The sequence below is a fragment of the Faecousia intestinalis genome, from assembly GCF_040096185.1.
Lineage (GTDB): Bacteria > Bacillota > Clostridia > Oscillospirales > Oscillospiraceae > JAZOXB01.
Map to the genome: position 1 here is coordinate 1 of NZ_JBBMFF010000269.1, position 13,580 is coordinate 13,580.

The 13,580-nt window shown below is 68.4% G+C and carries 14 protein-coding genes; 10 read left to right on the forward strand and 4 right to left on the reverse strand.

All coding sequences use genetic code 11. The features are described 5' to 3' along the window. Nucleotides 1-148: 148 nt before the first annotated feature. Nucleotides 149-1,639 carry a glycerol kinase GlpK gene (glpK, locus tag WMO66_RS13470; RefSeq protein WP_349136923.1) on the reverse strand — a complete coding sequence of 497 codons (1,491 nt, stop codon included), beginning with the start codon at nucleotides 1,637-1,639 and terminating at the stop codon, nucleotides 149-151. A gap of 9 nt (nucleotides 1,640-1,648) precedes the next feature. Further along, the gene (locus WMO66_RS13475; protein WP_349136924.1) at nucleotides 1,649-2,560 is read right to left on the reverse strand and encodes a uridine kinase family protein; all 912 of its coding nucleotides are present in this window, start codon (nucleotides 2,558-2,560) and stop codon (nucleotides 1,649-1,651) included. A gap of 210 nt (nucleotides 2,561-2,770) precedes the next feature. Here WMO66_RS13475 and WMO66_RS13480 point away from each other — a divergent pair, with 210 nt between their 5' ends. The 7 genes from WMO66_RS13480 to WMO66_RS13510 are packed head-to-tail and all read left to right on the forward strand — an operon-like array spanning nucleotide 2,771 to nucleotide 10,441. Further along, nucleotides 2,771-4,174, forward strand: coding sequence for an MATE family efflux transporter (locus WMO66_RS13480; protein ID WP_349136925.1), 1,404 nt, complete (start codon nucleotides 2,771-2,773; stop codon nucleotides 4,172-4,174). 21 nt (nucleotides 4,175-4,195) lie between these two features. Then, nucleotides 4,196-5,197: a 3-deoxy-7-phosphoheptulonate synthase gene (aroF, locus tag WMO66_RS13485; protein ID WP_349136926.1), complete on the forward strand. Its 1,002-nt coding sequence runs from the start codon at nucleotides 4,196-4,198 to the stop codon at nucleotides 5,195-5,197. After that, entirely contained in the window at nucleotides 5,194-6,213 is a 1,020-nt protein-coding gene (gene aroB, locus WMO66_RS13490; RefSeq protein WP_349136927.1) for a 3-dehydroquinate synthase, read from the forward strand. The genes aroF and aroB overlap by 4 nt, the downstream gene beginning before the upstream one ends. Before the next feature lies 1 nt (nucleotide 6,214). Then, the gene (gene aroA / locus WMO66_RS13495) at nucleotides 6,215-7,465 is read left to right on the forward strand and encodes a 3-phosphoshikimate 1-carboxyvinyltransferase (protein ID WP_349136928.1); all 1,251 of its coding nucleotides are present in this window, start codon (nucleotides 6,215-6,217) and stop codon (nucleotides 7,463-7,465) included. Further along, nucleotides 7,462-8,538 (forward strand): chorismate synthase, encoded by a 1,077-nt coding sequence (aroC, locus tag WMO66_RS13500; RefSeq protein WP_349136929.1) that lies wholly within the window; start codon nucleotides 7,462-7,464, stop codon nucleotides 8,536-8,538. Before aroA ends, aroC begins: the two co-directional genes overlap by 4 nt. Then, nucleotides 8,526-10,019, forward strand: coding sequence for a shikimate kinase (locus WMO66_RS13505; protein ID WP_349136930.1), 1,494 nt, complete (start codon nucleotides 8,526-8,528; stop codon nucleotides 10,017-10,019). The genes aroC and WMO66_RS13505 overlap by 13 nt, the downstream gene beginning before the upstream one ends. Beyond that, the gene (locus WMO66_RS13510; protein ID WP_349136931.1) at nucleotides 10,016-10,441 is read left to right on the forward strand and encodes a type II 3-dehydroquinate dehydratase; all 426 of its coding nucleotides are present in this window, start codon (nucleotides 10,016-10,018) and stop codon (nucleotides 10,439-10,441) included. Before WMO66_RS13505 ends, WMO66_RS13510 begins: the two co-directional genes overlap by 4 nt. On the opposite strand, the gene WMO66_RS13515 is transcribed toward WMO66_RS13510, so the two are convergent. Beyond that, complete coding sequence (locus WMO66_RS13515) at nucleotides 10,436-10,942, reverse strand: spore maturation protein (protein WP_349136932.1); 507 nt, start codon at nucleotides 10,940-10,942, stop codon at nucleotides 10,436-10,438. The two genes, WMO66_RS13510 and WMO66_RS13515, sit on opposite strands and share 6 nt — an antisense overlap. After that, complete coding sequence (locus WMO66_RS13520; RefSeq protein WP_349136933.1) at nucleotides 10,935-11,516, reverse strand: nucleoside recognition domain-containing protein; 582 nt, start codon at nucleotides 11,514-11,516, stop codon at nucleotides 10,935-10,937. The genes WMO66_RS13515 and WMO66_RS13520 overlap by 8 nt, the downstream gene beginning before the upstream one ends. Before the next feature lie 150 nt (nucleotides 11,517-11,666). On the opposite strand from WMO66_RS13520, the gene WMO66_RS13525 reads away from it, so the two are divergent. From WMO66_RS13525 to WMO66_RS13535, 3 genes are all read left to right on the forward strand, one after another. Next, complete coding sequence (locus WMO66_RS13525) at nucleotides 11,667-11,948, forward strand: AbrB/MazE/SpoVT family DNA-binding domain-containing protein (RefSeq protein WP_349136934.1); 282 nt, start codon at nucleotides 11,667-11,669, stop codon at nucleotides 11,946-11,948. 45 nt (nucleotides 11,949-11,993) lie between these two features. After that, nucleotides 11,994-12,638 carry an N-acetyltransferase gene (locus WMO66_RS13530; protein ID WP_349136935.1) on the forward strand — a complete coding sequence of 215 codons (645 nt, stop codon included), beginning with the start codon at nucleotides 11,994-11,996 and terminating at the stop codon, nucleotides 12,636-12,638. 107 nt (nucleotides 12,639-12,745) lie between these two features. Then, the gene (locus WMO66_RS13535; protein ID WP_349136936.1) at nucleotides 12,746-13,393 is read left to right on the forward strand and encodes a DUF2461 domain-containing protein; all 648 of its coding nucleotides are present in this window, start codon (nucleotides 12,746-12,748) and stop codon (nucleotides 13,391-13,393) included. Nucleotides 13,394-13,580: the final 187 nt, after the last annotated feature.

The following is a 13,580-nucleotide window of genomic DNA, read 5'->3' on the forward strand; positions in this document are numbered from 1 at the left end:
TTGCCTCGGCCCCTTTGGGGCCTCGCAATGACAATTCGGGGGGCCGGTGCCGTTTTGGCGATAGCCTGTTCGGATCGGCAGCATTGCGCCGGGCCCGGCTGTCCGCTCCCCTACAGCGCATCATCGGCGGCCTCGCGTCATTTTCCGCTTACTCTTCTTTCGCCCAATCGAGGCTCCTGCCGACGGCCTTTGCCCAGCCGCGGCGATTTTTTTCGCGCTGCTCGGCCGTCATATGCGGCAGGAAGCTGACATCGCACCGCCACTGGCGGCGCAGCTCGTCCGGATCGTGCCAGATGCCGACGGCGAGCCCGGCCAGATACGCCGCGCCGAGGGCCGTCGTCTCGCGGATGACGGGGCGGCGCACCGGCGTGGCCAGCATGTCCGCCTGGAACTGCATGAGGAAGGCATCGCGGCTCGCCCCGCCGTCGACGCGCAGCTCGCGCAGCGGCACGCCGGTGTCCTTTTCCATGGCGGCGACGAGGTCCATGCTCTGGTAGGCGATGGATTCCTGCGCAGCGCGGATGATGTGCTCGCGCTTCGTGCCGCGCGTGATGCCGACGATGGCCCCGCGGGCATACATATCCCAATACGGCGCGCCGAGGCCCGTGAAGGCCGGGACAAAATACACGCCGCCGGTGGAGTCGACCTTCTGCGCATAATACTCCGCGTCGCTTGCCTCGCTGAGGAAGCGCATTTCGTCGCGCAGCCACTGGATAACGGCCCCGCCGACAAAGACGCTGCCCTCGAGGGCATAGGTCACATGGCCGCCGAGCCCGGCCGCAATGGTCGTGACAAGGCCGTGGCGGCTGACGCAGGGCGTCTCGCCCGTGTTCATGAGCAGGAAGCAGCCCGTGCCGTAGGTATTCTTGGCCTCGCCGGGGGCGAAGCAGCACTGGCCGAACAGCGCGGCCTGCTGGTCGCCCGCCGCGCCCGCGATGGGAATTTCCACGCCCTGGATGTTGCAGGTGCCGAAGTCGCCGCTGCTCGGGCGGACGTCCGGCAGCATGCAGCGCGGGATGCGCAGGACCTGCAGGAGCGTCTCGTCCCAGTCGAGGCGGCGGATGTCAAAGAGCATGGTGCGTGAGGCGTTCGTCACGTCCGTGGCGTGGACGCGGCCGCGCGTCAGCTTCCAGACGAGCCACGAATCCACTGTGCCGAACAGCAGCTCACCGCGCTCGGCGCGCTCCTGCGCACCGGGCACATGGTCGAGGATCCACCGAATTTTTGTAGCCGAGAAATAGGCGTCCGGCACAAGGCCCGTGACGGCCCGAATGTGCTCCGTCAGCCCGTCGGCGCGCAGCCGGTCGCACAGGGCGGCCGTGCGGCGGCACTGCCAGACGATGGCAGGGTAAATGGGGCGGCCCGTGGCCTTTTCCCAGACGATGGTCGTCTCGCGCTGGTTCGTGATGCCGATGGCGGCGATCTCCGCGGGGTCGATGCCGCCGCGCGTGATGGCCTCCATCATGACGCCGTACTGGCTGGAGTATAATTCGAGCGGATCGTGCTCCACCCAGCCCGCCTGCGGGTAGAGCTGGGGGAATTCCTTCTGCGCGGAGGCGACGATCTGCTGGGAGCGGTCAAAGACGATGGCGCGGCTGCTCGTCGTGCCCTGATCGAGGGCGACAAGGTATTTTTTCATGGTTCCTCCTCAGTAAGGCAGCGTGCTGCCGCCGATGAATTCGCGCAGGAGGGAATCCTGCGGCACGAGATCCGCCGGGACGTCCGGCAGCTCCCGCATGACCTCGACCACATCTGACAGCTCCGGCAGGGCAAGGCGCTCCAGTTCGTCCCGCAGCAGCGGACGGTAGACGCCAAGCTCGGCGGAATAGAACGAGTCGATGCTGCCGTGGGCGCGCGGCTTGAAGGGCATGATATAGCGCTGCTCGCCGCGGTCGACGCGCTCGCGCATGGCGATGGTCTCGGACAGGGCGCGGCCACGGCCCGTGCTGTCGCGCAGCATACGGCGGACGAGACGGATCTTCGACGGATGGAGCGGATGGCCGCTGCGCGGGGTGATGCGCGTGCGGACGCTGACATAGATGCGCGTCGTGCGGCCGTCATAGCCCGTGACCTCCGGGTTCAGGGCGTGGATGCCCTCCAGAATGACCAGCTCGCCGGGCCGCCTGCGCAGCGTGCGGCCATCGAAGACACGGACGCTGTTTTTGAAGTCATAGTGCGGCAGCTCCACCTCCTCGCCCGCCAGCAGCTTGCCGAGCTGCTCCTGGAAAAACGGCACGTCGACGCGCGACGGGCGCTCGAGGTCCAGCTCGTTGCGGCTGAAAAGCTCCAGCTCCCGCTCCGTGAGCGGGCAGAAATAGTCGTCCATGGAGAGCGTGTGCGTCTCCATGCCGCGGCGGTCCAGCTCCCGCTCGATGAGCAGGGCGGTCGTCGTCTTGCCGGAGCCGGACGGCCCCGCCAGCAGCACGGCCGGGCGCTCCTGCGCATGGGCGGCGATGAGATCGGCCGCGCGGACGATCTGCTGTTCATAAAGTCTGCGGTCATGCTCCAGCACCGCGGCGGGGTCCTGCGCAAGCAGGGCGCTGAGCTGATCGGTCGTCATAGGGCGTTCCTCCTCTGGGTCCCGGAAAAGCCGGGACGTGTTTCCTTCCAGTATAGCACAACGCGCGGGAAAATGTTGACGGATTTCTGATTTTTGTGCAAATTGCCGGTTCTTTCGACAGCCCGCCGCATGCCGCGGCAGGGCCTTGCATTCCATAACCATCTCCTCTATAATATAAACTGTATGATTATGGTTAGGAGAAAGAAAGCAATGAGTAGTTTGAAGGAGAACAAGATGGGCACGATGCCCATTGGGCGGCTGCTGCTGACCATGGCGCTGCCGATGGCCCTGTCCATGCTGGTGCAGGCGCTTTACAACGTGGTCGACAGCGCCTTTGTCGCGAAAATTTCGGACGTTAATCAGGACGCACTCAACGCCGTTTCGCTGGCCTTCCCGGTGCAGAACATCATGATCGGCATCGCAACGGGCACGGCCGTCGGCGTCAATGCCCTGCTGTCGCGCGCGCTCGGCGAACGCGATGCGGACATGGTGAACCGCTCCGCCCTGAACGGCGTCTTTCTGGCCGGGCTGGGCATGCTGCTCAGCGCTCTGTTCGGCATTTTCTGCGCAGAGCTCTTCATGCGCTCCCAGACGTCGAACGAAGCCGTCATTGCCTACGGCACGGCCTATATCCGCATCATCACGATCGCCTCGTTCGGCATTTTCGGCGAGATCATCTTCGAGCGCCTGCTCCAGTCCACGGGTCGCACGATCTACACTCTCTTCACACAGGGCACCGGCGCGGTCCTGAACATCATTTTTGACCCCATCCTCATCTTCGGCCTGTTCGGCCTGCCGCGCATGGAGGTCGCCGGTGCAGCCGTGGCCACGGTGCTCGGCCAGATCGTGGCGTTTATTCTGGCCATGATCCTCAACCACCGCAAAAATCCGGACGTCCGCCTGCATCTGCGCGGCTTCCGCCCGGACTGGAAGCTCATCGGCCGCATTCTGGCCATCGGCGTGCCGTCCATGATCATGGTTGCCATCGGCTCGGTGATGTACTACGGCATGAATCTCGTGCTCATGCGCTTTGAGCACGTCCGCGTGGGACTCGGTGAGGTCGGCACGGCCGTCTTCGGCGCATACTACAAGCTGCAGAGCTTCATCTTCATGCCGGTGTTCGGCATCAACAACGCCGCGCTGGCTATTGCGGCCTATAACTACGGCGCGCGGAAGCCGAAGCGCATCCTCGGCGTGCTGAAGTGCGGCATCCTCGGCGCAACGGCGCTGATGGTGATCGGCGTGGCGGCCTTCCAGCTCATCCCGCAGGTCCTGCTCGGCCTGTTCAACGCCAATGCGGACATGCTGGCCGTCGGCGACCCGGCGCTGCGCACCATGAGCCTCGCCTTCGTGTTCGCAGGCGCGTGCATCATCGTCGGCGGCGTGTTCCAGGCTCTCGGCAACAGCGTCTACAGCATGATCGTCTCCATCGCGCGCCAGCTGGTCGTGCTGCTTCCGGTGGCCTACCTGCTGTCGCTTTCCGGGAACATCGACGCCGTCTGGTTCGCCTTCCCGATCGCGGAGGTCGCCTCGCTGGCGATGACGGTCATCCTGTTCCTCCGCCTGTATCGGAAGAAGATCCGCCCGCTCAGCCGGATGCCGGCGGCAGAATAAGCGAGAAGGAGGAACGGCCCGATGGTCATTCTGCTGAAACAGCATGCCCCGCAGGCGGAGCAGGAGCGCCTGCTTGCCTGGCTGCGGGAGCTTGGCGCGGAGGTCCGCGTCACCGGCACGCCGGAGCGGCCGTTTTTCTGCCTGACGGGCGACATTTCTCGCATCGACCCGAGCCTTGCGGCGCGCTTCCCGGCCGTGGAGGACGTCCTCCGGCTGACGGAGCCCTATCCCCTGTGCAGCCGCCGCCTGCACCCAGAGCCGACGGTCGTCTCCGTGGGCGGCGCGCGCTTCGGCGGCGGGAACTTCGGCCTGATCGCGGGGCCGTGCGCCGTGGAATCGGAGGAGCAGATCTTTACGGCAGCCCGGCAGGCCAAGGCCGCGGGCGTCTGCCTGCTGCGCGGCGGGGCGTTCAAGCCGCGCACCTCTCCCTATGATTTTTCCGGACTGGGCGCAGAGGGGCTGCGCCTGCTCATCGCCGCCGGGCACGAGACGGGGCTTCCCGTCGTGTCCGAGCTGATGAGCGCCGCCCAGCTCGACGCGTTCGCCGATGTGGACGTCATCCAGATCGGCGCGCGCAATATGCAGAACTATGACCTGCTGCGGACGCTCGGCCGCAGCGAAAAGCCGGTGCTGCTCAAGCGCGGCGTCGGCGCAACGCTGCAGGAGCTTCTGCTGAGCGCGGAGTATCTTCTGGCGGCGGGCAACCCGCGCGTGATGCTCTGCGAGCGCGGTATCCGCACGTTCGACACGTTTACGCGCGGCACGCTCGACCTTGCGGCCGTGCCCGCCCTGCATGAAATGACCCATCTCCCCGTCCTCGTCGACCCGAGCCATGCGGCCGGGCGCGCGGCCCTTGTGACGCCGCTGGCGCTGGCTGCCGCGGCCTGCGGAGCCGACGGCGTGATGGCGGAGATGCACCCTGACCCGCTGCACGCCCGGTGCGACGGGGCGCAGGCTCTGCTGCCGGAGGAGCTGGCAGCGCTGTCACAGCGGCTGCACGCCGTGCGGGAGGCCTGCAGATGAAGATCGACATTCCCGTTTCGCAGCCCTACCGCGTGGACATCGCGCCGGGGCTGCTGGACGACCTCGGCCGCTATGTTTCCTCGGGAACGGCGGCCCTTGTCGTAACCGAGGAGCATGTGGCTCCGCTCCTGCTGGAGCGCGCCTGCCGCGCACTGCGGGACGCGGGTGTGCGCGCTGTTCCGGCCATCCTCCCCGCCGGGGAGGAGACAAAGTCGCTGGCGCAGTATGCCGCCCTGCTCCATAAGCTGGCCGAGGCGGGCCTGACCCGCGCCGACACGGTCGTTGCGCTCGGCGGCGGCGTCATCGGCGATCTGGCGGGCTTTGCGGCCGCGACATGGCTGCGCGGCATCCGTCTGGTGCAGGTGCCGACGACGCTGCTTGCCATGGTGGATTCGTCCGTCGGCGGCAAGACGGCCATCGACCTGCCGGAGGGCAAAAACCTCGTCGGCGCGTTCCATCAGCCCGCCGCCGTCGTGTGCGACCCGCAGCTGCTGGACACGCTGCCGCCCGCCATCCTGCGCGACGGCTGCGCCGAGGCGCTGAAGACGGCCGTGCTGTTCGACCCGGACCTGTTTTCCCATCTGGCCGCGCGCGGCACAGACTTCGACCGCATGACGGTCCTGCCCCGCTGCATCGCCTGCAAGCGGGACGCCGTGTGCGCCGACGAATTCGACCGCGGTGCGCGGCAGCTGCTGAACCTCGGCCACACGGCCGGGCACGCCATCGAGACACTCAGCGGCTACCGCATTGCGCACGGCCATGCCGTGGCCATCGGCCTTGCCATAATGGCGCGGGCCTTCTGCCGCGATGCCGCAGAGATCGAGGCTGCGCTCATAAAGCTCGGCCTGCCCACCCGAACGGAATTTTCGCCGGAGCAGCTGGCACAGGCCGCACTGGCGGATAAAAAGCGCGCGGGAGAGCGCATCACGCTCGTCATTCCCCGCGCCATCGGCGACTGCGTGCTCCGGGAGGTCCCGGTGGACACGCTGGCGGATATTTTTGAAAGAGGAATGTGACATGGAGCTGTTCCTGCCGCACGGCCCGCTCGGCGGGCGAGTTGCCTCCATTGCGTCAAAATCGCAGCTGCAGCGGCTGCTGCTGTGCGCCGCGCTGGCCGACCGCGAGACGGTCGTGCACGGCGCTTCGGACGCCGCGGACGTGCAGGCGATGTGCCGCTGCCTGCGGGCGCTCGGCGCGCGCGTGACGGCGGACGGAAAGACACTGCGGGTGCAGCCGGTCACGGAGCAGGCGCACGGCGCGGCGGATTGCGGCGAAAGCGGCGCGACGCTGCGCTTTTTGCTGCCCGTGGCGGCGGCGCTCGGGAGAGAAACGACGTTCCGTCTGCACGGCCGCCTGCCGCAGCGGCCGCTCGGCCCGCTGTGGGAGGCGCTGGAGGCACACGGCGTCCGGCTGAGCCGCCCCGCGCCGGGCGAGCTTCTCTGCGCGGGCAGGCTGGAAAGCGGCCACTTTCTGCTGCCGGGGGATGTTTCGTCCCAGTTTTTCTCCGGCCTGCTGTTCGCCCTGCCGCTGCTTTCCGGCCCCTCAGAGCTGCGCGCGGCCACACCGCCGGAATCGGCGGGCTATATCGCCATGACGCTTGCGGCGCTCCGGCGCTTCGGCATCGCCGCGGAGCCGCTCCCGGACGGCTGGGCCGTCCCCGGCGGGCAGCGGTACCGCTCCCCCGGCGCGGTCCGGGCGGAGGGCGACTGGTCGAACGCGGCCTTCTGGCTTGCGGCGGGCGCGCTCTCGCGGCCGGTGACGGTCACGGGCCTGCAGGCGGAGTCCGGGCAGGGCGACCGCGTGATTCTGGAGGATCTGCGCCGCTTTGGTGCAGAAGTTGAGCAGAACGCAGACGCCGTGACGGTCCGTCCCGCGCCGCTGCACGGCTGCAGCCTCGACGTGCGCAGCACGCCCGATCTGGCCCCGCCGCTGGCTCTGCTGGCGGCCTGCGCCGCCGGGACGACGCGGATCACGGGCGCGGCAAGGCTGCGCTATAAGGAAAGCGACCGGCTCGCGAGCATCGCCGCCGCACTGCGCGCTCTCGGTGCAGACGTGCGGGATCTGCCGGACGGGCTGGAGATCGCAGGCGGCAGGCTGACAGGCGGCACGGTGGACGCCTGCGGCGACCATCGCATCGCCATGCTGGCCGCGATCGCCTCGGCACGCTGCGATGTGCGGCTGCGCGGGGCGGAATGTGTGGAAAAATCGGACCCGCATTTCTGGCAAACGCTTGCCGGACTGCGGAGCGGAACGGAGGAGAGCAGATGAGCAGCAGCTTCGGAACGGTGCTGAAATTACAGCTTTTTGGTGAATCGCACGGCCCGGCCGTGGGCATGTGCCTCGACGGCTTCCCCGCGGGCTTCCGGCTCGATCCCGAAGCCCTGCAGACCTTTCTGGACCGGCGCGCGCCGGGGCGCAGCGCCCTGACGAGCGCCCGCCGCGAGGCGGACCGCCCGGAATTCCTGAGCGGCCTTGCGGACGGCCGGACCTGCGGCGCGCCGCTGACGGCCGTGCTGCCCAACGGCGACGCCCACCCGGCGGACTATGCCGGGCTGGAGGATACGCCCCGTCCGTCGCACGCGGACTACCCCGCCGCCGTAAAATATCACGGCGCACAGGCCGCCTCGGGCGGCGGGCATTTTTCCGGGCGGCTGACCGCGCCCCTGTGCGTGGCGGGCGGCCTGTGCCTGCAGCTGCTGGCGGCGCAGGGCGTGGAGATTTTCGCCCATATCGCGCAGATCGGGAGCATCCCGGACCGCGCGTTCGATCCCCTTGCGCCGGAGCGGCCGGGCAGCGGCTTTCCAGTGCTGGATACCGCGGCAGGCGAGGCCATGCGCGCGGAGATCGCGGCGGCGGCAGCGGCGGGGGACTCCGTCGGCGGCGTGGTGGAGTGTGCCGTGACGGGCCTGCCCGCCGGAGTCGGCGCGCCGATGTTCGGTGGGCTGGAAAACCGGCTGGCGCAGGCGCTGTTTGCCATCCCCGCCGTGAAGGGCGCGGAGTTCGGCAGCGGCTTTGCGGGCGCAGCCCTGCGCGGCAGTGAAAACAACGACCCATATTGCATGGAAAACGGCGCGGTACACACGCGCACGAACCACGCGGGCGGCATCCTCGGCGGGCTTTCCACCGGCATGCCGATCGTATTCCGCGCGGCCTTCAAGCCCACGCCGTCCATCGCCCTGCCGCAGCAGACGGTGCGCCTGTCGGACGGCGCGCCCGTCACGCTGGAGCTGCGCGGGCGGCACGACCCCTGCATCGTCCCGCGCGCCGTGCCCTGCGTAGAGGCTGCAGCTGCGCTTGCGGTGCTGGACGCCGCACTGGAGGCACGGATATGGAAGCTTTGAACGATCTGCGGCAGGATATCGACGCGCTGGACGCCCAACTCGCGGCCCTGTACCGCCGCCGGATGGACGTGGCCGCGCGCATTGCAGCCGTGAAGCGGGAGCAGGGCCTGCCGGTCCTGCAGCCCGAGCGGGAGCGGGAAATCCGTGCCCGGCTTGCGGAGCTGGCAGCCCCGGCCCTGCAGCCCGGTATGCAGGCCTGGTTCGGGGCCCTGCGCGCCGCGAGCCGTGACTGGCAGGAAAGCAGCCCCGCCCCCGGCGCGAGCCTGCGCTGCGGCCTGCTGGGCGAGCACCTGCGCCACAGCTATTCCCCGGAAATTCACGCCATGCTCGGCGCGTATTCCTATGACCTGTTCGAGGTTCCGCCGGAGGGGCTGGCGGACTTTCTTCACGGCGCGGCGTGGGACGGGCTGAACGTGACCATCCCCTATAAACGCGCCGTCGTGCCGTTCTGCGCGGCGCTCTCGCCCATGGCAAAGCAGACCGGCAGCGTGAACACGCTCGTCCGCCGGGCGGACGGCACGCTGTACGGCGCGAACACGGACGCCGACGGCTTCCGCCTGCTTCTGGAGCGGGGCGGCGGCATTGCGCCCGGCGAAAAGGCCCTTGTGCTCGGCTCCGGCGGAGCCTCGCAGACGGTGCAGGCCGTGCTGCGGGCGCAGGGCGCCGAGGTCGTCGTGATCTCCCGGCGCGGGCCGGTGACCTACGACATGATCGAGCAGCATGCGGACGCGCGGCTCGTCGTCAACGCGACGCCCGTCGGCATGTATCCCGAAAACGGCATCTCGCCGCTCGACCTGCGGCGGGTGCCGCAGTGCCGGTGCGTGCTGGACCTTGTGTATAACCCCGCGCGCACGGCCCTGCTGCAGCAGGCGGACCGGCTCGGCCTCCGGGCCGAAAACGGTCTTTCCATGCTGGCGGAGCAGGCCCGCTGCGCGGCGGAGCTGTTTTTGCAGCGGCCCATCGACCCGGCGCGCACGGCGGCCGTCACGGACACGCTGCAGAAGCGCATGCGCAATCTCATCCTCATCGGCATGCCCGGCGCGGGCAAGACGACCGTCGGCCGCCTGCTGGCGCAGCGGCTGGGCCGCGACTTTTTCGACGCGGACGAGGAGCTGGAGCGGCGCTTCGGCTGCGATATCCCGACATTTTTCGCGCGCGAGGGCGAGGCTGCCTTCCGCGCAGAGGAGACGGCCCTGCTGGCGGAGCTGGGCAGGCGTTCCGGCTGCGTCATCGCCACGGGCGGCGGCTGTGTCACCCGGCCGGAAAACGAGCCGCTGCTGCGGCAGAACGCCGCCGTCATCTGGCTGCAGCGCGCGCTCGACCGGCTGCCCGTCGCCGGGCGGCCCGTGAGCCGGCGCACGACGCCGGAGGCGCTTTACGCGCAGCGCGCCGCGGCCTATGCCCGCTTTTCCGACGGCACGGCCGACAACAACGGCACGCCGGACGAGACCGTCCGGCAAATTCTGGAGGCATGGACATGAACATTCTGGTGCTGAACGGCCCGAACCTCAACCTGCTGGGCCTGCGCGAGCCGGAGCTTTACGGCCGCGAGGACTATGCCGCCCTCGAGCGCTTCATCCGCGCGGCGGCACAGGAGGCCGGGGCCGCGGTCACGATCCGGCAGAGCAATTTTGAGGGTGAGCTTGTGACGTGGGTGCAGCAGGCCCACGGCGTGTTTGACGGCCTCGTCATCAATGCCGCCGCCTATACGCACACGTCCGTCGCCCTGCTCGACGCGCTCAAGGCCGTCCGCCTGCCTGCGGCCGAGGTCCATCTGACGGACATCGACGCGCGGGAGCCGTTCCGCCGCATTTCCTACGCCGGCATGGCCTGCGGCGCGCACTTCAAGGGTCTCGGCTTCGAGGGCTACCGCCGCGCCATCCGCTGGCTCTGCGGTCTATAAAAAGCGCGCCGTCAGCGCAGCGACCAGAAACCCCGTCAAATCGGCGATGAGCGCCGCGGGCACGGCATAGCGCGTGCGGCGGATCCCGGCCGCGCCGAAATAGACGGAAATGGTATAAAACGTCGTCTCCGTGCTGCCGAGCACAACGGCGGCCGTCCGGCCGATGAGCGAATCCGCGCCATACTGCGCCATGAGGTCCGCACCGACAGCCAGCGCCGCAGAGCCGGAGACCGGCCGAAGCAGCACCAGCGGCAGCACCTGCGGCGGCAGGCCGAGCACGCGCGCCGCGGGTGTGAGCCGGCTGGTGAGCAGATCCACAGCCCCGGAGGCGCGCAGCAGATGCACGGCCGTCAGCAGCATGACAAGGGCCGGAACGATGGACACGAGCAGCCGCAGACCGTCCAGCCCGCCCTCGAGCAGGGCGGCATAGAGGTCCTGCCGCCGTGCGAGCGCCGCAATGGCCACGGCGGCCAGCAGCATCGGAATGAGCAGGTCAAGCACGGCTCGCCCTCCCGAAGAGGAACGCCGCAAGCAGCCCGGCCGCCACGGAGCACACGGACGTGAGCCAGACAGCGGGCAGGATGTCAAACGGCGCGGCGGCCCCGTTTGCCGCCCGCACGGCCGCAACGGTCGTGGGCAGCAGCTGGATGGACGCCGTGTTCAGCACGATGAGGCGGCACATCTCGTCCGTGGCGCGGGCGCTGCCGGAGCGCTGCTGCATCCGGCGCACGGCGGCGATGCCCATGGGCGTGGCCGCATTGCCAAGCCCCAGCAGGTTGGCCGCAACATTGGCCGTCAGGTAGCCCATGGCCGTCTCGTCCTGCGCCGTCTGCGGGAACAGGCGGCGGAAGACCGGCCGGGCAAGCCGGGCCAGCGCCCGCATGCCCCCCGCGCGCTCCAGCGCCTTTGCCGCCCCGCTCCAAAGGCACAGCGCCCCGGCAAGGCCGAGCGCCAGCCGGATCGCAGAGGCCGCTCCCTCCAGTGCGGCGGCCGTCAGCGCGCCGGTCTGCCCCGTGAGCACCGCCGCGCCGAGCGCAAGCAGCACCATTCCCGTCCAGATCCATCCCATGACCATCGTGTACCCCTCCCGGACATCTTCTGTAGCACTATATGGAAAGCTTTTCCGAATTTTGCATAAAGAGCTTGACAGAGTTAGACAAAATGCTATAATGAAGATGTAATCTGACCGGATTCTGCGCAAAAACAGAAATGGGGGGACTGCGCAATGAGAGCAATGGGTATCATCCGAAGACTGGACGAACTGGGCCGCGTTGTGATCCCGGTGGAAATGCGGCGCATGCTGGACCTGGCGGACCGCGACACGGTGGAGATCGCCGTGGACGGCGACCGGATCGTGCTGCAGAAGCACACGCCCCGCTGCGTGTTCTGCAGCCGCAGTGAAGCGCTGGTCGAATATCACAACCGGCGCGTATGTGCGTCGTGCATGCGCGAGCTGAGCGCCATGGGCGGCGGAACAAAGGTCGCGCGGCGGCGCACGGAGGACTGAACCGCTCCGTCTCCCCTCTCGCCGCGCCGAAACGGAGAAAAAGCAATGAAGGATATCCCGGTCTTTTCCTGCCCGGACGGCATCGCCACGCTGATCCTGCGTGAGGTCCCGTTCCGCGGCGAGGGCTATATACTGGTACGCGGCGTGTTCGGCACCCTGGAGGGTCTGCTTGCCGAATGCGCAGGCTTCTGCCGTGCGGCGGGTGCGGAGCGGCTGTTCGCCGCGGGCGAAGCGGATTTTTCCGGCTATCCGGCCGCCATCCGCATTCTCGGGCGCAGCGCGCCGCGGGAGTCGCTGCTGCCCGCGCCGGAGGCGGTGCGCCTTGTTCCCGTCACGGAAAAAACGGCAGCGGACTGGGCGCGGGAATACAATGCGCGCTTCCGGGCCGTGCCCGCAGCGGAGAGCTGCAGCCCGGCGGAGGAGCGCGCGCTGGCCGCGGGCGGCGAGGCCCTGTGGATCTGGGACGGTGCGGAGCGCATCGGCCTTGGCCGCGTGCGCGGCAGTGAGCTGCTGGCAGTGGCAGCTCTGCAGCCGGGCGCGGGCGAACGCTGCGTGCGGGCGCTGGCGGCCCGGTGCGCAGGGCCGGAAGTGCGCCTGACGTGCGCAGAGGAGAACGGGCGCGCCATGCGGCTGTATGACCGGCTCGGCTTTTCCCGCGGCGCGGAGGAGCGCGTGTGGTTTTCCATTTGAGGCTTGCAGCCGGGCGCTGCAGCGGGTATAATAAACGGCGGCAGGAAAACGGCGGCAGGAAGCGCTTCCTGCCGCCGTCTAATTTTGAATCAGAAAAGAGTATGACAATGAGCTTTACCGGATTTTATCCCGAGACGATCGATTTTCTGTGGGGAATTCGCCTGAACAACAACCGCGAATGGTTCGAGGCGCACAAGGCCGACTATCAGCGCTTCCTCTGGGAGCCGATGAAGGCGCTGGCGGCGGACGTCGAGGCCGCATTCACGGGCGTCGAGGGCCTGCGGATGCGCGTTTCACGCATTTACCGCGATATGCGCATGCACCCGCCCGTGCCGTATAAGGAAACGTCGTGGATGTGCCTGCGCCACGACGGCGCAAGCTGGCTGGAGCACCCGTGCCTGTTTTTCGAGCTGACGAGCGAGGGCTACAGCTACGGCCTGCTGCTGTGGAACCCGCGCGCGGCCGCCATGGAGCGCTGGCGCACCCAGCTCGGCGACCGGACGGAGGAATTTCTGCAGATGGCTGCCCGCGCGGAGCGGGAAACGGGCCTGCAGCTCGGCGGCCGGGCCTATGTCCGCCCGAAGCAGACGCCGGACGAGCGTCTTGCGCCATATTACAGCCTGCGCAATGTATCAATGATGCGCGAGTGCCCGCTGGGGGATGAGCTGTATACGCCACGGCTGGCCGAGACCGTCCGCGATACGCTGCACGCCCTCCTGCCGCTGTATGAGTTCTGCCTGTCCGCCGTGGGATGACCGGCAGAGACTGCCCCGCTGCCCGCTATGTTGTAGGGGGGGGACAGCCGGGCCCAGCGACGCACTTGCAGTTCGTACAAGCTGCCGTTAAAATGGAAAACGCCCCCGATTTGTCATTGCGAGGAGGCCGCAGGCCGACGTGGCGCCCTGAGCGCGCAGCGCGAGGAAGTGCCCTTGGGGTGCAATC